Below are 21440 nucleotides of genomic sequence, written 5' to 3' on the forward strand. Positions count from 1 at the left end.
CGCCGGCCCGTTCAGTGCCCGCGCGGCAGCCCGCGGTGCTTGCACATGGCCGCCCCGGTGAGCAGGAGTCCGGCGGCGATGGGGGCGAGGACGGCGGTCGCGGTGGCGGAGCCGTCGTCCACGGCGGTCACCGTGGCGGTGTCGGCGATGGCGAGCGTCTCGGGTGTTCCCGGCGTCCCGGCGTCGCCCGGGCCGGCGGGGGCGGTGGTGGGCGCCGTTCCGTCGCGGTCGGCCGCGGCCCCGGGCGTGGTGACGGTCGCCGCGGCGGCCTGCGGTTCCGTGGCGGCCTCCGCGACCTCGCGCTGCCTCGGCACGGCGGCCCGGTCGGTGCCGGGGCGCGGCCGGCCGGCGGGCGGTCCGGTGGGTTCGCCCTCGCGGGAGGCACGGGTCTCGGCGGGCCTGGCCTGGGCGGGGACGGTGTCGAGCAGGCCGGAGGCGATCGCGAAGGCGTCGGGGAGGGCCGCCCGTTGGCCGGGCAGGGGCAGTCCGCCGGCCCGGATCCGGTCCTGGAGGGTGTCGCGGACCGCCCCGGTGGCCCCTTCGGCCGGACCGTCGCCGGTCAGCTCCCCGACGAGCCCCGGGGAGCGGCCCGCCGGGTCGGTGGCGGACTGCCCCGGTCCGGCGGGGCGTCCGGTTGACGACCCGTCGAGCGCGGGTCCGTCGAGCGCCGGTGCGCCGTGCAGGGCACGGCGGACGGCGGGCTGGGCGGGGTCGGGCAGCGGTTCGGCGGAGGCCGCGTACGCGCCGGCGGCGCCGAGCCCCCAGAGTTGCGCGAGCAGGGCCCAGCCGGCCGCGAGGGCGCGGGGGCGGCGCAGCCACCGGGTGGGCCCGCGCCGGGCTCCGGTGATGCCGTGGGGGGCGGGTGCCCGGGGCTTGGTCGCGTGATTGGCTCGCACGTGAGTTGAGAACGAGCGGACGGGGGGTGAGGTCACGCCCGCCGTCACGGACAGTCATCGCGCGAGCGGCCCCGGGCTGGTGTTCCCGGGGCCGAGGACCGCGCGGCGGTCAGGAGTTGGGGCGCAGGGTCCAGGTGACGGTCATCACACCGGTGACGGCGCCGTCGGCGCGGGTGATCTCGACGGTGACCGGGAACTCCGGGCGGCCGCCGGCGTCCAGCTCGGCGACGACCTCGGCGGCCGGGCGGCCGAGCACGGCGGTGGCGGTGACCTCGCCCATGGCGAGCTTCTTGTACGCGATCTCGGCGTTCACGGCGAGCGGCACGGCCCGGGAGAGCTGGTCGCCGAAGGCGGCGAGCACGATGCAGCCGCTGGCGGACTCGGCGAGCGTGAACATCGCGCCGGCGTGCGGGCCGCCGACGTGGTTGTGGTACGCGGGCTGGTCGGGCAGCCGGAGCACGGCGCGCTCGGGGGTGGTCTCCAGGTACTCGAGCTTCAGGGTGTGCGCCATCGGCACGGTGGAGTCGAGCATCTGGCCGATCGTAGGTGTGGTCATGGCGACGATGTTACTAGCCGGTAGCTTCCGGCGGCAGGGGTCGGCCGAGGTCGACCGGAAAAGCCGGGCCGGCGGGGGCAGTTGAAGCCGCGCCGGACGCGGGCATGCGAAAACGCCCGAGGGGCCGACCTCTTGAAGAGATCGGCCCCTCGGGCTCTGGGGTGAGTAACGGGACTCGAACCCGCGGCCACCTGGACCACAACCAGGTGCTCTACCAACTGAGCTATACCCACCATCTGTCCGGTCCGTTCCCGCTCTCGCGTTCCCGTGCCGACAGAGAGAACTCTACAGGATCGGAGAGGGTGCTCGCGCCACGGTTTCGTTCCGGCGGACGCGGGCACCCCGGAGGGTCCTGCGGCGGGTCTGCGACCGGTCCTGCGGCGGGCCCTGTGACGGGCCCCCTGACGGGGGACCCGCGACTGGACCCGCGACGGGACCCGCCCGGGTGTTCCGGGATCAGTCGGCCGAGGCCTGGTACTTCCCGGCGATGGCGCGCGCGGTGTCGGCGTCCGGGCCGGGCTGGGGGACGAACACGGCCTCGCGGTAGTACCGCAGTTCGTCGATGCTCTCCCGGATGTCGGCGAGCGCCCGGTGGTTGCCGCCCTTCTGCGGGCTGTTGTAGTACGCCTTCGGGTACCAGCGGCGGGCCAGCTCCTTGATCGAGGACACGTCCACGATCCGGTAGTGCAGGTGCTTCTCCAGGGCCGGCATGTCCCGGGCCAGGAAGCCGCGGTCGGTGGCCACCGAGTTGCCGCACAGGGGCGTCTTCCCGGCCTCCGGCGCGTGCTCGCGCACGTACGCGAGCACCAGCGCCTCCGCCTCGGCCAGGGTCACGCCCTGCTCCAGCTCGTCCAGCAGGCCGGAGGCGGTGTGCATCGCGCGCACCACCTCGGGCATGTTCGCCAGCGCCTCCGCCGGCGGGCGGACGATGACGTCCACGCCCTCGCCGAGGACGTTCAGCTCGGAGTCCGTCACCAGCACCGCGACCTCGACCAGGGCGTCCCGGTCGAGGTCGAGGCCGGTCATTTCACAGTCGATCCATACCAAACGGTCATTCACGCAACTCACCCTACGGCGCGATCACGCGCCGCGGGGACCGGTGGAGCCGAGCGGGGTGCCGGAGCGCAGGCCTCGGCCTGGTGCTCCTCCGCCCCGCCGTGCGCGCCGTGGCCGTCCGGGTGCTCACCCTCCCGGCCGGTGCGGACCGGGTGGCCGTCCCGTCCGGTACGGGTCTCGCGCGCCGGCCGGGCACCCTCGGCGGCGGGTCGGCCGCCCTGGGTGCGGACCTGCGGCGCCCGCGCCTGACGGCCGCGGAGCTCGCCCGACCCGGGCGCCGGCTGCCCACCGGGAGCGGGCATCCGGCCGCCGGCCGCGCCGTGCCCGCGTCCGGCCGCACCCGGCTCGTCCGCGGGACGCTCGACCGCGCTGCGGTGCCCCTGGCCCTGGCCGCGCGCCCCCGGCTGGGGGAGGCCGTCCTCGGCCGCCGCGTGCTCGGCGGTGCGCGGCGGACGTCCCGTCCCCGCACCGGCCTGCGGCGGCACCAGCGGCGGCCGCGCCGGACCGCGCCCCGCCGCACCCTGCTGCCCGGGGTGCGGCTGCTGCGCGGACTGCGGGTAGGGCTGACCGGCCCGGGCGTGGAAGGCCTGGGCGGCCGGCGTCACGGCCTGCCCCGGGCCGAACCCGGGCGTCTGGCCGTGCGCTCCCGGCTGGCCGTGGCCGACCGGCTGACCGTGCGGCACCGGCTGCCCGTGGGCACCGGCCGGCACCGGCATCCCCGGACCGGCCGGGAACGGCTGCATCGACTGCCCGCCGTGCGCCCCGCCGAACAGCTGACCGCCCGCCGCCGCCCCGGCCGCCGCGTGCTGCAGCGCGCCGGGCAGCCGCAGGTCGCCGCCGTGCGCACCGGCCGCCGTCGGCGGCTGCTGCCCAGGGCGGCGCGCCCGGTAGCTGGTCCGGTACGCGGCCGGGGAGACCCCGAGCTGGCGCCGGAAGTGCCCGCGCAGTGCCACCGGCGAACGGAACCCGCACCGGCGCGCGACGTCGTCCACCGACAGCTCCGAGGTCTCCAGCAGCCGCTGCGCCTGGAGCACCCGCTGGGTGATCAGCCACTGCAACGGCGCACTGCCGGTGAGCGTGCGGAACCGCCGGTCGAAGGTGCGCCGGCTCATGTAGGCACGAGCCGCCAGCACCTCGACGTCGAACTGCTGGTTGAGGTTCTCCAGCGCCCAGGTGACCACCTCGGCCAACGGGTCGTTGCCGATCTCCTCCGGTAAAGACTGATCGATGTACTGGGCCTGTCCTCCGCCGCCGCGACGGCTGGGCACCACCAGGCGGCGGGCCAGCGCGTTGGCGGCCTCGGCGCCGTGGTCGCTGCGCACCACGTGCAGGCACAGGTCGATGCCGGCGGCGGTGCCGGCCGAGGTGAGCACGTCGCCGTCGTCGACGAACAGCTCGCGCGGGTCGACGTGGACCCGTGGGTAGCGTTTGGCCAGCGTCGGCGCGTACATCCAGTGGGTGGTCGCCGGGCGGCCGTCGAGCAGACCGGCGGCGGCCAGGACGAAGGCGCCGGTGCAGAGGCCGATGATCCGCGCGCCCTCGTGGTGGGCCTTGCGCAGGGCGGTGATCGCCTCGACCGGCGGGGGCTGGGAGATCGAGCGCCAGGCCGGTACGACGATCGTGCCGGCCCGGGCGAGGGCCTCCAGACCGTACGGGGCGGAGAGGGTCAGGCCGCCGGTGGTGGCCAGCGGGCCCTCCTCACCGGCGCAGACCAGCAGGCGGTAGCGGGGCACCCCGGCGTCCTGGCGGTCCACGCCGAAGACCGAGAGCGGGATGGAGCTCTCGAAGATCGGCGCGCCGCCGAAGATCAGCACGGCGACGGTCTCCCGGCGGCGCCGGCCGGACAGCTTGCGCGGGGCGGCCGAGGTCACCGTCGCCGAGGCACCGTTCGCCCCGGGGCCGCCGTGACCGCTGTGGCTGCCGTGGCCGCCGTGGCCCAGCGGACCGTGGCCGGGGGCGGTGCCGAGCGCCAGGCCGCCGAGCGGGCCTCCGCTGCCGAGCGGGCCCCCGCCGACGGCACCGGAGGCGCCGTTCTGGCCCGGAGCGCCGCCGGGGTAGGCGGGATGGCCGGAGTAGCCGGGGTAGCCCGGGTACTCGCCGCCGTAGGCCGGGGCGTGGCTGACGAGGCCTCGGCTGACGGGCTGTCCGCCGTTGACGGTGTGCCCGCCGGTGGGATGCCCGTTGGCGGTGTGCCCGCCGGTGGGGTGTCCGTTGGCGGTGTGCCCGCCGGTGGGGTGTCCGTTGGCGGTGTGCCCGCCGGTGGGGTGTCCGCCGAACGCCGGTTGGCCCCCGTAGGGCTGGTGGTTCCCGCTCGCCGCCGTACCGTGCTCGGCGGGGGCCGGGACCGCGCCCGGGCCGCCGGCGGGCGAGTGCGCTGCGGGGTACGAGGGGTGCGGGGCGGCGCCCGAGGGGCCCGGGATGCCGGAGGCGCGGGTGGTGGCGGCGATCGCGGAGGTGCCGGTGCTTCTCGCGGCCCGACCCGCGGTGCCGGCCGTCGCCTGGCCGCTGTCAGGACCCGCGTCGCTCCTGCTCACCCTGCTCAAGGCGCTCAAGCCCCCTCGGTGGTGTGGTGTGGGTGGTGCGGCACTGCTGGCCAAGATCGAAATCTATCGGGTGGACCGTTGCCGTTGTGACAAGTTCACCATCCGACGCTATGTCGACATGGCAATTTGGCGTGATGCATTCGATCACGAAGCGTGGCACCCGTCGACCCTTCTGGGAAGAGGGCCGTGGCAACGGTGGCTGGTTGTCGCGGGGCCGTTCCTGGGACGTCCGGCCCCCGTGCGCCCGATCGGCGGGTCTGGGCTGCGGATTTGCCCAAGCGGGAGAGAGTGGCGCGAAATTGACCGAAAATCGGCGGTGCACGAGAGGGCGCACGGAGATGAGTCGTGCGCCTCCCAGGCTTCATCCGGCCAAGCCTGGCGGGGTGGAACCGCTATCCGGACCGTCGGGTTACGGTCCTGCCGTGACCACCGACAGCCGGCTCGAACGGGCCAACGACAACGCCGCCGCCTTCTGGCTCGCCCAGGCCCGTGCGCACGGCTGGCGAACCCGTGTCCTCCCAGGGCTGACGGCGATCCGCTGCGCCCGGACCCCGGGCGACCCGCACCGCTTCGTGGTCACCCGCCCGTACGCCGAACCAGGCTTGGTGGAACGGGAGTTGGCTGACCTGCTGGACGAGTGGTCGACCATATCCCTCACCCTGGAGGACCCGTACGGCGGGCTCGACCTCACCCGCTTCGGGGCCGACCGGACGTCGGTCATGCCGGTGATGGTCCGTGACCCGGCGCCGGTCGAAGGGGTGCCGGACGTGCTGCCCGCGGTCTTCGAGGCGCACGGGGGCGGCTCCCTGACGGTCGATGAGGCCGTCGACGGGGACAGCTTCGCGCAGGTCGAACGGGCGATCGTGGAGGGATTCCCGCTGCCCGCCCGCCAGCCCTGGGTCCGTGGCGAGGCGCTCCCGGAACGGCTGCTGGCCGAACCCGGCTGGCGGGCGTGGCTCGGCCGGGTCGACGGCGCCGTGGCCGGTACCTGCCTCACCTACGACGACGGCCGGGCCACCGGCGTGTACTGGGTCGCCACCCTGCCCGCCTGGCGCGGCCGGGGGGTCGCCAAGGTCGTCCTGCAGACCGCCCTGGTCCACGCGCACCCGGACCGCCCGGCCACCCTGGTCGCCACCTCGCTCGGCGAACCGCTCTACCGCAAGCTCGGGTTCACCGAGCAGGCCCGCACCTGCTGGTGGAGCCGCACCTCGTCGGCGGGCTGACCGGGGGGCCGGAGGAGTGGCCGGGCGGTGGTCGGTGGCCGGTCGTCAGTGGTCGGGTCGGTGGTCCGTGACCGGTGGACTGTCGAGCGGTGGCCGGTCCATGGCTGGTCCGTGGCCGGTCGGTGGCCGAGCGCCATCACGGCTGGTGGTGGGCCCCTGGGCCCCCCGGGGCCGCCAAGCGCTGCCGGGGCCCCTGGAGCCGTCTCCGAACCCCCGCCTGGCGACGCGGGTGCCCCGACCCCGCCCCGCCCCGCCCTCGGAGCGGACGACGGGGGGTTCGAAGCGGGACCCGGGGGCCCTGAGGCTGGTGGGGTCACCGGTGTGGGTGGGGCCCCTGGGACTGGTAGGGCCGGTGGGGCCGAAGGGCTGCTATCCGGCGGCGGCCGTCGCGGGTGCCGGGGCCGACCCCGGGGAGGCTGCCGCGCCGGGCGCCACGGCGAAGACGGTCCGGGCGGTTGCCGGCCGCCCGTCGGTCGCCGCCTGGAGAGGTGCCGTACGGAGGGGCGCCGGGCGCACGACCGGCGCGCGCCCGAGGTCGTCTGCGCCCCCGCCGAGCCCGGCCTCCGCCCCTGCCCCGGAGAGCGCCCCCGCGTCGGTGCGGGCGTCGGCGATCACGGCAAACCCGCCTGACCGGTTTCGGACACCCGAGCCGGCTGCTACGCCCGGGTCGCGGCCCGTCCCGGCGTTCGCGGGAACGGGCGCACTCGCGCCCTGCGGGGCGGCCGCCGTCAGGCGTGCGCCGGACCGCGCGCCGAGAAGCGCCGTCGCCCGCACCGGCACCCCGGTCGCGCCCCGGCGGGACGCCCCGCCGGCCCGGATCCCCGGCCGGGGCGAGGGCGCGCTGCGCGCGGCCAGCACCTGGCCGACGGCCTCCGGCAGTCCGGCCGCCTTCAGCGTCGGCCGGTAGCCGATCTCCGCCCACGGGCGGCCGTGGTGCAGCCAGACGCTGCGCAGCCCGGTCAGTTCGGCCCCGGCGATGTCCGCGGGCGCGTGGTCCCCGATCATCCAGGTCCGCGCGGCCCAGTCCCCGCTGGGCGCGACACCGCAACGCTGGGCGGCGATCTCGAAGATCCGCGGGTCCGGCTTGAGGCAGTCGGCCTCCTCGGAGATGACCCAGCCGTCGACCAGCGGCCCCAGCCCGGTCCGGCGGATCTTCTCCAACTGCGGCCCGGTGCCGCCGTTGCTGACGATCCCGAGCGTCCACCCCGCCGCCCGCGCGGCCCGCAACGCCTCGATGTGCCGGGGCGGGCAGTGGATGTGGGAGTTGATGCCGCGTCGGTAGTGGGCGAGCAGGAAGTCGGTGGACACGTCCAGGCCGTAGCGGCGCCGGACCGCGGACAGTACGGTGCTGCGCGGTACGTAGCCGCCCCCGTCGAGGGTGACGAACCAGTCGAGGTCACCGGGCGGCAGACCGTGGTCGGACAGGAAGTCCTGCGCCCACGCCCGGAAGGCGGCGTCCCGGGGGAGCAGCGTGTTGTCGAGGTCGAACAGGAGCAGGGGCATGCCGAGCATGGTGCCAGCGCCCGCGCCTATGCACGTGGCAAATGCCAGAGCACGTCGCGAAGCCGTACGAAGTGGCTGATTCGGGCTCCGACGGCTGACGTACGGATCCTGCGCGGGCCGGGTACGGGCGGTGCGCGGGCGGGCCCGCGGGGCGGCCGGAGAGCCGTGGGACGTGGTGGTTCGCGACGGGCGGGGCGTAACGGTTCGCGACGTGCCGCAACGGATCGTCGCCGATCCATGACAGTCCGGTCACGGTGTCCCGCGGGGCTGTTGCGCCGCCCGGTCCGCTCAGTCAAGCTCCAGAGAACCTCCTTCTCGGAGGGGGCGCGATGGCCTGCGGGCGGGGCGCACTGCCACGGCGGGCGCATCCCCCTTTCGCGGGAACAACGTCGCTCCGGGGCTTCGCCACTGGGCTGGGCCCCCTGCCCGTCGTACTCTGAAAGGAACAGGTCACATACGGTGCTGCGCGGCGCAGACCGACGTCATCCCGTGGGCGGGCCTGCCGCACGGGCAGCGTTGTCCTCTCCTGTCGGCCCCTCTCCATCGAAGAGCCGTGAGCCATGGCTGGTTTTGAGCCTCCCCGACCGGTTGAACCGGACACGCCCCGCGGCGCGGGCGCAGCGACCGGGGGAGACGGCGCCCGTACGAACCCCGGCCCGGTCGACGGCCACGCCGCGGAGCGCCTCGACGGTGCTCTCGGCCGTGCTGAGGGCGGCCTCGGGGGCGCGCACGCCAGTGGGAACGACGACGGGCACGCAGACGTGTGGGCCGGCGCACCTGCGGAGGCCCCAGGGCGCGTCCCGTCCGGTCGGACCGGCAGCGAGCGGACCGGCAGCGAGTCGATCGGCCGTGAGCGGACCGGTGCCGCCGCTGCGGCCCAGCCGGACGAACCCGGTGGACCAGGCGGACCCGGTGGACCGGGTGACCTCGCGGAGCGGGCGGAGCCGGACGACGGGCATGACGGCCCCCAAGGCCTCGCGCGCGCTCTGCGCGGCCTCGCCCGTCGCGGCAACCTCGCCCGCCGTGACCGTTCAGGCTCCCGCCAGCGGCGTGGCGAGCCCCCGGCCGACCCTGCGGGGCCTCCGGTGACGGGCCGCCTCGGCCCGGGCGCCGAGCGCCCGGAGGCGGCCTCGGGCGCAGCCAGCGCCTTCGGCGGCCGCACCGAGCCGTCGGCACAGGACAACCCCGCGCCGTCCCTCGACCCGACCTTCCAGCACGGTGTGGTGGTGGGTTTCGACGGCTCGCTGTCGAGCGAGCGCGCCCTCGCCTACGCGGTCGGCATGGCGCGCCGGTCGCAGTGCGGCCTGGTGATCGTGCACGTCGCCAACCGCCTGCCCGCGACGGTCTGGGCCGGCTGTGAGCCGCCTGTGTTCGTCGACCTGCCCGACCACCGGACCGAGGTCCTCGGCCTGGAGCTCGCCTGCGCGGACTTCCTCGCCGGGGTGCCGTGGATCCTGGTCGAGCGCGGCGGCGACATCTGCCACGAGATCGAGGAGGTCGGCCGCGAGTACGCCGCCGACGCGATCGTCGTCGGCACGACGCACGGCCTGCTCGGCAAGATCTTCGGCTCGGTGTCCGGCCGGCTGGCGCGGCGGGCCAACCGCCCGGTGATCGTGATCCCCTGAGGGACCGTTCGGTTCGTCTCCTCCTGTTGCCTCCTCCACCGTGGGCTCGCTCCTCGACGCCGGTTGCGGAGCACCGTGCCGATCCGGGGGACTCGGCTCAGGACGTGACCTCCGCGACCGTGGCGGCTGCGAAGTCGCCGCCACGACCGCGTGGTTCACCGACGTGCGGTCACGAGGTGACGTGCGGTCACGAGGTGATGCCGAGCTCCCGGGCGATGAGCATCCGCTGGACCTCGGAGGTGCCCTCGCCGATTTCCAGGATCTTGCTGTCGCGCCAGAAACGGGCGACGGGGAATTCGTTCATGAAGCCGTACCCGCCGTGGATCTGGGTCGCCTCGCGGGCGTTGTCGACGGCGGCCTCGGACGAGTACAGCTTCGCGATCGCGGCCTCCTTCTTGAACGGTTCACCGTGCAGCATCCGGGAGGCGGCGTCCCGCCAGGCCAGGCGGGAGGTGTGGGCGCGCATCTCCATGTCGGCGAGCTTGAACTGGACGGCCTGGTTGGCGCCGATCGGCCGGCCGAAGGCCCGGCGCTCACCGGCGTACTTCACGGACTCGTCGACGCAGCCCTGGGCCAGGCCGGTGGCCAGGGCCGCGATCGCGATGCGGCCCTCGTCGAGGATCCGCAGGAACTGGGCGTAGCCTCGGCCACGCTCGCCCAGCAGGTTGGCCGCGGGGACGCGGCAGTCGGTAAAGGACAGTTCGCGGGTGTCGGATGCGTTCCACCCGACCTTCGAGTACTTCTTCGAGACCTGGAATCCCGGGGTCCCGGTGGGCACGATGATGGAGGAGATCTCCCGCGTGGGCGAGCGGAATTCGCCTTCTTCACTCGAACGAGCGATCGGTTCGGTGAGCGCGGTGACGGTGACCAGACCGGTGATGTCGGTGCCGGAGTTGGTGATGAAGCACTTGGTGCCGTTGATGACCCACTCGTCGGTGGCCTCGTCGTACCGCGCGGTGGTGCGGGTGGCCCCGGCGTCAGAGCCGCCCTCCGGCTCGGTCAGGCCGAAGGCGCCGAGGAGTTCGCCCGAGGTCAGCCGGGGCAGCCACTCGCGCTTCTGCTCCTCCGTGCCGAAGCGGTGGATCGGCATCGCGCCGAGCGAGACGGCGGCCTCCAGCGTGATCGCGACGGAGGAGTCGACGCGGGCGAGCTCCTCCAGGACGAGGCCGAGGGCGAAGTAGTCGCCGCCCATGCCGCCGTACTCCTCCGGGAAGGGCAGGCCGAAGAGGCCCATCCGCCCCATCTCGCGGACGATCTCGTAGGGGAACTCCTCCCGCTCGTAGAGCTCGCCGATCTTCGGCGCCACCACGTCCTGGGCGAACTCGGCGACGGTGCGCCGCAGTTCCTCGTACTCGCTGCTGAGTCGGTGGTCGAGCATGGTGATCCTCCTGGTGCCCGGCCGGGTGGCCGCGGGCGTGGGCGGGACGACCGGCGCCGTCGTGCGGTCCGACGGTCGCGCGGTGCGGTTGAGGGATGGGCGGTCCGGGACGGACGTGGTGCGTGGCGCCGGCCGGACCGAAGGGGGCGCGGCCGGCGCCGGAGCGGGTGGCGGGGCCGGGTCAGCCCCGGGCGGCGCCGAGCAGCGCCTGGACGGTGCGGGAGGGGCTCGGGCGGCCGAGGCGCTCGGCCATCCAGCCGCTGGTGGCGACCAGGGCGCGCAGGTCGACGCCGGTGCGGATGCCGAGGCCGTGCAGCATCCAGACCAGGTCCTCGGTGGCCAGGTTCCCGGTGGCGCTCTTCGCGTACGGGCAGCCGCCCAGGCCGCCCGCCGAGGCGTCCACGGTGGTGACGCCCTCGCGCAGCGCCGCCAGGGTGTTGCTGAGCGCCTGGCCGTAGGTGTCGTGGAAGTGCACGGCGAGCCGGTCGGCGGCCACCCCGGCCCGGGCGAAGCCGGCCAGCAGGGCGCCGACCTGGCCCGGGGTGGCGACGCCGATGGTGTCGCCGAGGCTCAGCTCCGAGCAGCCCATCTCCAGCAGCTGCACGCCGTACCGGACCACCTGGGGGACCGGGACGGGGCCCTCCCACGGGTCGCCGAAGCACATCGACAGGTAGCCGCGGACCGCGATCCCGGCCTCGGCCGCCCGGGTCACGACCGGGCGGAACATCGCCATGGCCTCGTCCGCGGAGCGGTTGAGGTTGCGGCGGGCGAAGGTCTCGGTGGCACTGGCGAACACCGCGACGTCGCCGGCCCGGTGGGCGAGCGCGCGGTCCAGGCCGCGCTCGTTGGGCACCAGGACCGGCAGCCGCAGGCCGGGGTGGCGCTCCGGCAGGCCGGCGAGCCTGGGCATCAGCTCCTCGGCGTCGGCCAGCTGCGGCACCCACTTCGGGTGGACGAAGCTGGTGGCCTCGACGGTGCGCAGGCCGGCCGCCGCGAGCCGGGCGATGAACTCGGCCTTGACCTCGACCGGGACCAGGGAGCCCTCGTTCTGCAGGCCGTCGCGCGGTCCGACCTCGTGGATCCGGACCTCCTCGGGCAGGCCGGGGGCGCGGACCGGGTCGGGCAGGCCCAGGTCGAGGGCGTCGGGCTCGTGGGCGGAAGCGGGCTCGTGGGCGGGGGTGGTCACGACCGCACCTCCGCGGGCTCGGCGGGGGCAGTGACCGTTCCGGTCGTGGCCTCCTCGGCCGGGGTGACCACGACCAGCAGGTCCTCCATCGCGACGGTGGCACCGGCGGTGGCCCGTAGTTCGGCCACCACGCCGTCGTGCGGCGCGGCGATCACGTGCTCCATCTTCATGGCCTCCAGCACGAGCAGGGGCTGGCCCTTGCGGACGGTCTCGCCCGCCGTGGTCTTGACGACGGTGACGGTGCCGGGCATCGGCGCGGTGAGGGCGCCGTGGTGCGCGCCGGCCCCGGCGGCGGCCTCGCCGACCGGGTCGTGGGCGTGCAGCGGCCAGGCGTCGCCCTCGATGCCGAGCCAGGTCACCGGCCCGGCGGCGAGGCCGGGGGTGGCGTCGGTGGCCAGCGAGAACGCGGTCTGCAGGCCGTCGACGGTCAGGTGCAGCCGGTCGCCCGCCAGGGTCGCGCGGGCGCGGTGCGACGGCCCGTCGCCGAGCCGGAGCTCCACCTCGCGGGTGGGCCCGGCGGGATTGTCAGTGGCATCGGTTACGTTGCCCGCAGTGATCGAACGGATGCGCACCGACACCGGGTCCTGGCCGGGGGTACGGAGTCGGTGGGTGGTCCAGGCGGGGGTGCCGCCCAGGCGCCAGCCGGAGGGAAGGGAGAACGGGTCGGCCCAGCCGTCGGGGGTGGCGGCCGGGGTGAGTGCCAGGTGCCGTGCCAGCGCGGCCGCGTAGTAGAGGAGGTGAGCGGGCGACGGTGATCCGGTCGCTGCGGCGTCGGCCCCGGTCCCGGGGTGGGCGGGCGTCGTGGTCCCGGCCGGGTCGGTCGCGTTGACGGGGGAGTACGGCGCGGTGAGCAGGGCCGGCTGCTGCTGGGCGGTCTGCTCCACCAGGCCGGTGTCCAGTCGGCCGGCGACGACCTCGGGGTGTGCGAGGAGCCGGCGCAGGAAGCCGGTGTTGGTGGTGACGCCCAGGATGCGGGTGTCGGCCAGCGCGGCGCGGAGCCGGCGCAGCGCGGTCGGTCGGTCGGGACCGTACGCGATGACCTTGGCGAGCATCGGGTCGTAGGCGCTGGTGATGACGGTTCCGGGGGCGACCCCGGAGTCGACGCGGATGCCCTCGCCCCGGGGCTCGTCCAGGGTGAGGATGCGGCCGCCGGTGGGCAGGAAGTCCCGTTCCGGGTCCTCGGCGCAGATGCGGGCCTCGATGGCGTGGCCCAGGAAGGAGATGTCGGACTGGGTGAAGGTGAGCGGTTCGCCGGCGGCGACGCGCAGCTGCCACTCGACCAGGTCGAGCCGGGTCGCGTCGGGCCCGACGGCGACGGCGAGCTCGGTGACGGGGTGTTCCACCTGGAGACGGGTGTTCATCTCCATGAAGAAGAAGTCCCGCACCCCCTCGGCGGCGGAGGCGGAGGGGGCGTCCGGGTCGATGCCGGGGACGATGAACTCCACGGTGCCGGCGCCGGTGTAGCCGCAGGACTCCGCGGCGCGGACGGCCGCGGCGCCCATCGCGGCGCGGGTCTCGGCATTGAGGAGAACGGAGGGAGCCTCTTCGATCAGCTTCTGGTGGCGGCGCTGCAGGCTGCACTCGCGCTCGCCGAGGTGGACGGTGGTGCCGTGGGCGTCGGCCAGCACCTGCACCTCGATGTGGCGCGGCCGGTCGACCCAGCGCTCCAGCAGCAGGGTGTCGTCACCGAAGGCCGTACGGGCGACGCGTCGGGCGGCGGCGATCTCGGTGGGCAGCTCGGCCGGGTCCCGGACGAGGCGCATGCCCTTGCCGCCGCCGCCGGCGGACGGCTTGAGCAGCACCGGGTAGCCGATCTCCTCGGCGGCGGCGACGAGTTCCTCGTCGGTGGGCGCGGTGGCCTGGCTGCCGGGGACCACCGGGACGCCGGCGGCCCGGACGGCCTCCTTGGCGTTGATCTTGTCGCCCATCAGCTCGACCGCGCCGGGCGGCGGTCCGATGAAGACGAGGCCGGCGTCGGCGCAGGCGCGGGCGAAGCCGGGGTTCTCCGCGAGGAAGCCGTAGCCGGGGTGGACGGCCTGGGCGCCGGTGCGGCGGGCGGCGGCGAGGATCTGGTCGGTCCGCAGGTAGGTCTCGGCGGCCGAGCTGTCGCTGCGGTCGGCCGGGCCGAGCCGGACCGCGACGTCCGCCTCGCGGACGTGCGGGGCGTCGGCGTCCGCGTCGCTGAACACGGCGACCGAGCGGACGCCGAGCCGCCGCAGGGTGCGGATCACCCGGAGGGCGATCTCACCGCGGTTGGCGACCAGAACTGTGTCGAACATGGGAGGCGTTCCTCCGGGTCGAGGGGAGCCGTACGAAGGAGGTGTCGGTGGGAAGTCGGGCGCCGGCCCGGGGCCGGACCGGCGCCGCGGACGTCGCACCCGGAAGGAAGGGGTCACGACGAAGGGGTCATGACCGCGGGGGCGGCCCGGCGGTCACATGCGGAAGACGCCGTACGGGGCGGGCGGCGCCAGCGGGGCGTTGGCGCAGGCGGTGAGCGCCAGGCCCACGACGGTGCGGGTGTCCATCGGGTCGATCACACCGTCGTCCCAGAGCCGGGCGGAGGCGTAGTAGGCGCTGCCCTGCCGCTCGTACTGCTCGCGGACCGGGCGCTTGAACTCCTCCTCCGCCTCGGCCGGCCACTGCTCGCCGTGCGCCTCCAGCTGGTCGCGGCGGACGGTGGCCAGCACGGAGGCCGCCTGCTCGCCGCCCATCACGGAGATCTTGGAACCCGGCCACATCCACAGGAAGCGGGGTGAGTAGGCCCGGCCGCACATCGAGTAGTTGCCGGCTCCGTACGAGCCGCCGATCACCACGGTCAGCTTCGGGACGCGGGTGCAGGCGACGGCGTTGACCATCTTGGCGCCGTGCTTGGCGATGCCGCCCGCCTCGTACTGCCGACCGACCATGAAGCCGGTGATGTTCTGCAGGAAGAGGAGGGGGATGCCGCGCTGGTCGCACAACTCGATGAAGTGGGCGCCCTTGACGGCCGACTCGGAGAACAGCACGCCGTTGTTGGCGACGATGCCGACGGGGTGGCCGTGGATCCGGGCGAAGCCGGTGACCAGGGTCGCGCCGTACTCGGCCTTGAACTCGGCGAAGCGGCTGCCGTCCACCAGCCGGGCGATCACCTCGCGGACGTCGTAGGGCGTGCGCGGGTCGACCGGGACGGCGCCGTACAGGCCCGCCGGGTCGACGGCCGGCGGCTCGACCGGGGTGAGCGGCCAGGGCCGGGCCGTGCGCGGGCCGAGCCCGGCGACGATCGTGCGGACGATCGAGAGGGCGTGGGCGTCGTCCTCGGCCAGGTGGTCCGTCACGCCCGAGGTGCGGGAGTGCAGCTCGCCGCCGCCCAGCTCCTCGGCGGTGACCACCTCGCCGGTGGCGGCCTTCACCAGCGGCGGGCCGCCCAGGAAGATCGTGCCCTGGTTGCGGACGATCACGGCCTGGTCGCTCATCGCCGGGACGTACGCGCCGCCGGCCGTGCAGGAGCCGAGCACGGCGGCGATCTGCGGGATGCCCGCGGCGGAGAGCCTGGCCTGGTTGTAGAAGATCCGGCCGAAGTGGTCGCGGTCCGGGAAGACCTCGTCCTGCATCGGGAGGAAGGCGCCGCCGGAGTCCACCAGGTAGAGGCAGGGGAGCCGGTTCTCCAGCGCGACCTCCTGGGCGCGCAGGTGCTTCTTCACCGTCATCGGGTAGTAGGTGCCGCCCTTGACGGTGGCGTCGTTGGCGACCACCACCACCTCGCGTCCGGCGACCCGGCCGATGCCGGCGATCACCCCGGCCGCGGGCGCCGCCCCGTCGTACATCCCGTCGGCGGCCAGCGGGGCCAGTTCGAGGAAGGGGGAGGCGGGGTCGAGCAGGGTGTCCACCCGGTCGCGCGGGAGGAGCTTGCCGCGCGCGGTGTGCCGGGCGCGGGCCTTGGCGCCGCCGCCCAGAGCGGCCGCGTCGAGCTTCGCGCGCAGTTCGGCGACCAGCTCCTGGTGCGCCTCGGTGTTCGCGCGGTAGGCCGCGGAGCCCGGGTCGACCGAGGTGCCGAGCCGGGGTGCCGGGGCGGCGGCTCCGGGCGGTACGGGGACCGGCGATGTCGCGGTGCCGTTCGCTGCGCTGATCTGGAGGCCGGTGGGTGTGCCGGCGGTTGAGATGACCATTCCCAAGAGCTCCCTTGCCCTCGGCACCAGGTGGGCGCCGGATGCCGTGCGCCCTCGAAGTCCGACGTTAATTAACGTTAACTTACGCCGCCCAGGTTAACGACGGATAACCCGACTGTCTACGATGGACGGCATGCCGAACGTCCCCGCAACCTCCGCGCTCCCACGTCGCGACCAGATCCGCCGGGAGGCCGCGCGACTGTTCGCCGCCCGGGGCTTCCTCGGCGTGGGCGTGGACGAGATCGGCAAGGCCGTCGGGATCAGCGGCCCCGGGCTCTACCGCCACTTCGCCGGCAAGGACGCGATGCTCGCCGACCTGCTGATCGGCATCAGCGAGCGCCTGCTGGAGGAGGGGCGCCGCCGGGCGGGCGGCGGCGACGGTCCGGCGGCCGCGCTGGACGCGCTGATCGGCGGCCACGTCGACTTCGCCCTGGACGACCGCGACCTGATCACCCTGCACGACCGCGAGCTGCTGAACCTCAAGGAGGAGGACCGCCGCACCGTCCGCCGGCTCCAGCGCGGCTACGTCGAACTGTGGGTGGACGTGGTCCGGCAGGCCTACCCGCCGCTGGCCGACCCCGCCGCCGAGCCGGTGGCGCGGGCCACCGTGCACGCCGTCTTCGGCCTGATCAACTCGACCCCGCACAGCCTCGGCTCGAACCCGGGGTCGAATCCGGGCTCGGGCTCCGGCCCGAACCCCGGCTCCGTCGAGCGCGTCGGCCAGGGTGAGCGCTCCGGTCAGGGTGAGCGCTCCGGTCTCCAGCGGGACGGCATGGCCGCCCTGCTGCACACCCTCGCCCACGGCGCGTTCGCCGCCGCCGCGAACGCCGCCACCACGGGCTCGGCCGCCGTCGACGGGTCGCCCTCGGGCGGCGACGCCCCCGCACAGGACTGACCCCTCCGCCCGGCGACTTCTCCCGCCGGGTCCTCGCCCGAACGCCCCGCCGAGAGGCCTAGGCCCAAAGGAGGGTGGCCGACCGCCCCCGGTCGCTGGGCGTTCGGCGGACGATGGGGCGACCCTGGAGGCGGGCGGCCGTCGAGGCCGGCCGTGCGGGCGTTCGATCGGGAATCTCCGTCGGCCGCCGGCTGTTGCCCAGTCCGCCGGACCGGACGATCCGGGCTGCTCCGGCCCGCCCGACCCCACCGGGGCGGAAACGCCGTGGCGGCCACCCGACGAAATGGTTAGCATCCCTAAATATGCCTGAGACTCACGGATCCACGGTGGAGCCATCCCCGAGCGGCTCACCGGCCCCGGGCCCTGCCCCGGAGGCCCTCGTCGACGAGCGCACCGCCCGTTCGGACACCGCGCGAGCGGACGCCACCGGAGCCGACACCGCCCGAGCGGACGCCGTCGGAACGGACACCGCCCGAGCGGACACCACCGGAGCGGACACCGCCCGAGCGGACACCACCGGAGCGGACACCGGCACCGGGCGCGCCGAGCCCGCCGGCTGGCTGCGCCGTCTGGTCGGGTACAGCTGGCGGTCCCGTCGCAGCCTGCTGCTCGCCTTCGGTGCCTCGCTCCTCGGCATGGCCGTCACCGCGCTGGTGCCGCTGGTCACCAAGCTGATCATCGACGACGTCATCGTCGCCCGCACCCGCTCGCTGACCCCCTGGGCGGTGGTGCTGCTGCTGGCCGCCGTCGTGGTCTTCGGCTGCACCCAGGTCCGCCGCTACTACGGCGGTCAGCTCGCCCTCGACGTCCAGCACGACCTGCGCAGCGACCTGTTCCGCTCGCTCGGCCGGCTCGACGGCCACCGCCAGGACCGGCTCGACACCGGCCAGGTGGTCGGGCGCGCGACCTCGGACCTCCAGCTGGTCAACGGCCTGCTCTCGATGGTGCCGATGATGACCGGCTTCCTGCTGATGTTCGTCATGTCGCTGGCCGTGATGATCTGGCTGTCCCCGCCGCTCACCCTGGTCGCCCTCGTCATGGCGCCCGCGCTGTGGTGGGTCTCCGCGTTCAGCCGCAAGCGCCTGTTCCCCGCGACTTGGGCGGCCCAGCAGGAGGCGGCCGCCGTCGCCGGCGTGGTGGACGGTGCGATCGGCGGCGTCCGGGTGGTCAAGGGCTTCGGCCAGGAGGCGCAGGAGCTGGACAAGCTGGAGCAGGCCTCCCACAACCTGTTCGCGGCCCGGCTCCGTTCGATCCGGCTCAACGCCCGCTACAACCCGGCGATGCAGGCGATCCCCGCGCTCGCCCAGGTCGCCGTCCTGGCCTTCGGCGGCTGGCTGGCCGTCGACGGCCGGGTCTCGCTCGGGACCTTCGTCGCCTTCTCGACCTACGTCGCGCAGATGACCGGCCCGGTCCGGATGCTGACCATGATCATCACCGTCGGCCAGCAGGCCCGGGCCGGCGTGGAACGCGTCCTGCAGCTGATCGACGAGCGCCCGCTGGTCCAGGAGCGCCCGGAAGCGCTCACCCTGGACCTCACCCAGGATGCCGCCACCCCGCACGGGACGACCTCGCACGGCGCCACCCCGCACGGGACGACCTCGCACGGCGCTACCCCGCACGGCACGGCCGTCGGCCCCCGGACCTCCGACGTCGCCCTGGAGTTCGACCGGGTCGAGTTCCGGTACGACCCCGAGCACCCCGCCCCCGTCCTGCACGGCCTCAGCCTGGAGCTGGCCCCCGGCGAGACCCTCGCCCTGGTCGGCGCCTCCGGCTCCGGCAAGTCGACGGTCGCCCAACTGGTGTCGCGCTTCTACGACCCGTCCGAGGGTGCCGTCCGCCTCTACGGCCACGACCTGCGCGACCTCACCCTGGACTCGGTCCGCGCGACGGTCGGCATAGTCCCCGAGGAGAGCTTCCTCTTCTCCGAGTCGGTCCGCACCAACATCGCCTACGGCCGCCCGGACGCCACGGACGAGCAGATCGTCGCGGCCGCCCGCGCCGCCCAGGCCGACGAGTTCGTCCGCGCGCTGCCGGACGGCTACGAGACCAAGGTCGGCGAGCAGGGTCTGACCCTCTCCGGCGGCCAGCGCCAGCGCATCGCGCTGGCCCGGGCGATCCTCACCGACCCCCGGATCCTGCTGCTGGACGACGCCACCTCGGCGGTGGACCCGCAGGTCGAGGCGGAGATCCACGACGCGCTGCGCTCGGTGATGGCCGGCCGCACCACGCTGCTGATCGCCCACCGCCGCTCGACCCTCCAGCTCGCCGACCGGATCGCCGTCCTGGAACGCGGCCGGCTGCTGGACATCGGCACGCACGAGGAACTCGAAGCCCGATGTCCCCAGTACCGGGCCTTGATCACCGACCCCGAGGCGGGCCGCGCCACCCAGCACCCCGCCGCCGGCACACCGGCCGAAGGGCCGACCGGCACGTCGACGGAAGCCCAGGCCGACGCCCCGACGGTCACCAAGGCCGACACCCCCGCCGGCCCCCCGCCCGTCGAACAGCCGTCCACCCCCGCACTCCCCATCCCCGCGCTCCCCACCCCCGCCCTGGCGAAGGCCGCCCGCGCCGCCGACCCCGACCTGCTGGCCAAGGTCGCCGCGCTGCCGCCCGCCGCCGACAGCCCGGACGTCCCCCGGGCCGAGGCCGAGGCCGGTGACCCCGACTTCTCCCTGGGCCGCCTGCTGCGCCCCTTCCGCACCCCGCTGCTGATCGCGCTCCTGCTGGTCGCCCTGGACGCGGGGGCCGGCCTGGTCCTGCCGGTGCTGATCCGGCACGGCATCGACGAGGGCGTCCGCAAGGGCCTGATGTCCGGTGTCGCGGTGGCCGCGCTCACCGCGCTGGTCGTGGTCCTGCTGGACTGGCTGGTGCAGGGCGCCGAGAACCGGATCAGCGGCCGTACCGGCGAGCGCGTCCTCTACACGCTCCGGCTCAAGATCTTCGCCCACCTCAACCGGCTGGGCCTGGACTACTACGAGCGCGAGCTGACCGGCCGGATCATGACCCGGATGACCACCGACCTGGACTCGCTGACGTCCTTCCTGCAGACCGGCATGGTCACCGCCGTGGTCAGCCTGCTGACCTTCGCCGGGATCTTCGCGGCCCTGCTGATCATCGACGCGGGCCTGGCCCTGGTGGTCTTCGCCGTGCTGCCGCTGCTGGTGATCGCGACCCTGGTGTTCCGCCGGAAGTCCAAGGACCAGTACGAGCGTTCCCGCGACCTGATCAGCACCGTCAACGCGGACCTGCAGGAGAACGTGGCCGGCATGCGGATCGTCCAGGCCTTCCGCCGCCTGGACACCAACACCGACCGCTTCGTGGCGCGCGGCATCGCCTACCGCGAGGCCCGGGTCCGCGCGCAGCTGTACATCTCGCTGTACTTCCCGTTCGTCCAGTTCCTCTCCAGCGTGGCCGCCGCGCTGGTGCTGATCGTGGGTGCCTCCCGGGTCGAGTCCCAGACGCTGACGGTCGGCGCGCTGGTCGCCTACCTGCTCTACATCGACCTGTTCTTCGCCCCGGTCAACCAGCTGTCCCAGGTCTTCGACGGCTACCAGCAGGCCTCGGTCGGCCTCGGCCGGATCCGCGAGCTGCTGCGCACCCCGACCACCACGGCGGAGGCGGCCGAACCGGTCCCGGTGTCCAAGGGGCTGCGCGGCGAGATCACCTTCGAGGGGGTCGGCTTCGCCTACAACGGCGGCGCGGACGGCGCCCCGGACGTGCTGTCCGGCGTGGACCTGCACATCCCGGCCGGGCAGACGGTGGCCCTGGTCGGGGAGACCGGCGCCGGGAAGTCGACGCTGGTGAAGCTGGTCGCCCGCTTCTACGACGCGACCGAGGGCACCGTCCGGGTGGACGGGGTCGACCTCACCCGCTACGACCTGGCGCAGTACCGCCACCGCCTGGGCGTGGTGCCGCAGGAGGCCTACCTGTTCGCGGGCACGGTCCGTGAGGCGATCGCCTACGGCAGGCCGGACGCCTCGGCGGCCGAGGTGGAGGCGGCGGCCCGGGCGGTCGGCGCGCACGACATGATCGTCCGGCTGTCGGGCGGCTACGACCACGAGGTGGCCGGCCGCGGCCGCAACCTCTCGGCGGGGCAGCGCCAGCTGATCGCGCTGGCCCGGGCCGAACTGGTCGACCCGGACATCCTGTTGCTCGACGAGGCCACCGCGGCACTCGACCTGGCCACCGAGGCGGCGGTCAACCATGCCGCGGACCGGCTCAGCGGCGGTCGCACCACCCTGGTGATCGCCCACCGCCTGACCACCGCGGAGCGCGCCGACCGGGTGATCGTGCTGGACCACGGCCGGGTGGTCGAGGACGGCACCCACGCCGACCTGCTCGCCCGGGGCGGCACGTACGCCCGGCTCTGGCAGGCGTTCATCGCGGACGGCCACCCGGCGGCCGAGACCGTCACCGCCGGGTAGGCCGCCG

12 protein-coding genes, 1 tRNA gene and 1 pseudogene are annotated in these 21440 nt (G+C 74.8%); 4 read left to right on the top strand and 10 right to left on the bottom strand.

The genetic code is table 11. The features are described from left to right. Positions 1–11: 11 nt before the first annotated feature. From ACYP53_RS14135 to ACYP53_RS14155, 5 genes and pseudogenes are all read right to left on the bottom strand, one after another. A complete protein-coding gene (locus ACYP53_RS14135; protein WP_189919417.1) occupies positions 12–896 on the bottom strand; it encodes a hypothetical protein in 885 nt (294 codons plus the stop codon). A 109-nt stretch (positions 897–1005) separates the two neighbouring features. Continuing rightward, the gene (locus ACYP53_RS14140; RefSeq protein ID WP_189919419.1) at positions 1006–1452 is read right to left on the bottom strand and encodes a DUF4442 domain-containing protein; all 447 of its coding nucleotides are present in this window, start codon (positions 1450–1452) and stop codon (positions 1006–1008) included. Between the two features lie 157 nt (positions 1453–1609). After that, positions 1610–1685, bottom strand: a tRNA-His gene (locus ACYP53_RS14145). A 223-nt stretch (positions 1686–1908) separates the two neighbouring features. Continuing rightward, positions 1909–2511: an oligoribonuclease gene (gene orn, locus ACYP53_RS14150; protein WP_189919421.1), complete on the bottom strand. Its 603-nt coding sequence runs from the start codon at positions 2509–2511 to the stop codon at positions 1909–1911. An 862-nt stretch (positions 2512–3373) separates the two neighbouring features. Further along, positions 3374–4379: pseudogene (locus ACYP53_RS14155) on the bottom strand (helix-turn-helix domain-containing protein); the annotation flags it as partial. 1094 nt (positions 4380–5473) lie between these two features. Between ACYP53_RS14155 and ACYP53_RS14160 the strand changes: the two are divergent. Next, the gene (locus tag ACYP53_RS14160) at positions 5474–6274 is read left to right on the top strand and encodes a GNAT family N-acetyltransferase (RefSeq protein ID WP_459647579.1); all 801 of its coding nucleotides are present in this window, start codon (positions 5474–5476) and stop codon (positions 6272–6274) included. 369 nt (positions 6275–6643) lie between these two features. Here ACYP53_RS14160 and ACYP53_RS14165 read toward each other — a convergent pair whose 3' ends face one another. Next, positions 6644–7777 carry an HAD family hydrolase gene (locus tag ACYP53_RS14165; RefSeq protein WP_229928817.1) on the bottom strand — a complete coding sequence of 378 codons (1134 nt, stop codon included), beginning with the start codon at positions 7775–7777 and terminating at the stop codon, positions 6644–6646. A gap of 1085 nt (positions 7778–8862) precedes the next feature. Here ACYP53_RS14165 and ACYP53_RS14170 point away from each other — a divergent pair. Further along, positions 8863–9402: a universal stress protein gene (locus ACYP53_RS14170; RefSeq protein ID WP_373313796.1), complete on the top strand. Its 540-nt coding sequence runs from the start codon at positions 8863–8865 to the stop codon at positions 9400–9402. A 187-nt stretch (positions 9403–9589) separates the two neighbouring features. On the opposite strand, the gene ACYP53_RS14175 is transcribed toward ACYP53_RS14170, so the two are convergent. From ACYP53_RS14175 to ACYP53_RS14190, 4 genes are all read right to left on the bottom strand, one after another. After that, positions 9590–10780, bottom strand: coding sequence for an acyl-CoA dehydrogenase family protein (locus ACYP53_RS14175; protein ID WP_189919424.1), 1191 nt, complete (start codon positions 10778–10780; stop codon positions 9590–9592). A 181-nt stretch (positions 10781–10961) separates the two neighbouring features. Further along, a complete protein-coding gene (locus tag ACYP53_RS14180) occupies positions 10962–11966 on the bottom strand; it encodes a hydroxymethylglutaryl-CoA lyase (RefSeq protein ID WP_459647580.1) in 1005 nt (334 codons plus the stop codon). Then, complete coding sequence (locus tag ACYP53_RS14185) at positions 11963–14245, bottom strand: acetyl/propionyl/methylcrotonyl-CoA carboxylase subunit alpha (RefSeq protein WP_459647581.1); 2283 nt, start codon at positions 14243–14245, stop codon at positions 11963–11965. Before ACYP53_RS14185 ends, ACYP53_RS14180 begins: the two co-directional genes overlap by 4 nt. A 153-nt stretch (positions 14246–14398) precedes the next feature. Continuing rightward, positions 14399–16111: a carboxyl transferase domain-containing protein gene (locus tag ACYP53_RS14190; RefSeq protein WP_229928818.1), complete on the bottom strand. Its 1713-nt coding sequence runs from the start codon at positions 16109–16111 to the stop codon at positions 14399–14401. 133 nt (positions 16112–16244) lie between these two features. Here ACYP53_RS14190 and ACYP53_RS14195 point away from each other — a divergent pair, with 133 nt between their 5' ends. Continuing rightward, positions 16245–17006, top strand: coding sequence for a TetR/AcrR family transcriptional regulator (locus tag ACYP53_RS14195; protein ID WP_189919429.1), 762 nt, complete (start codon positions 16245–16247; stop codon positions 17004–17006). A 302-nt stretch (positions 17007–17308) separates the two neighbouring features. Beyond that, on the top strand, positions 17309–21433 hold the full coding sequence (locus ACYP53_RS14200) for an ABC transporter ATP-binding protein (RefSeq protein ID WP_459647582.1): 4125 nt from the start codon (positions 17309–17311) through the stop codon (positions 21431–21433). Positions 21434–21440: the final 7 nt, after the last annotated feature.

The sequence above is a fragment of the Kitasatospora sp. Ki12 genome (assembly GCF_054601375.1).

Coding starts and splice junctions, on each gene's coding strand:
- ACYP53_RS14140 (WP_189919419.1), bottom strand. CDS start 1,452: ATGACCACACCTACGATCGGCCAGATGCTCGACTCCACCGTGCCGATG.
- ACYP53_RS14165 (WP_229928817.1), bottom strand. CDS start 7,777: ATGCCCCTGCTCCTGTTCGACCTCGACAACACGCTGCTCCCCCGGGAC.
- ACYP53_RS14175 (WP_189919424.1), bottom strand. CDS start 10,780: ATGCTCGACCACCGACTCAGCAGCGAGTACGAGGAACTGCGGCGCACC.
- ACYP53_RS14185 (WP_459647581.1), bottom strand. CDS start 14,245: ATGTTCGACACAGTTCTGGTCGCCAACCGCGGTGAGATCGCCCTCCGG.
- ACYP53_RS14190 (WP_229928818.1), bottom strand. CDS start 16,111: ATGGTCATCTCAACCGCCGGCACACCCACCGGCCTCCAGATCAGCGCA.
- ACYP53_RS14195 (WP_189919429.1), top strand. CDS start 16,245: ATGCCGAACGTCCCCGCAACCTCCGCGCTCCCACGTCGCGACCAGATC.
- ACYP53_RS14200 (WP_459647582.1), top strand. CDS start 17,309: ATGCCTGAGACTCACGGATCCACGGTGGAGCCATCCCCGAGCGGCTCA.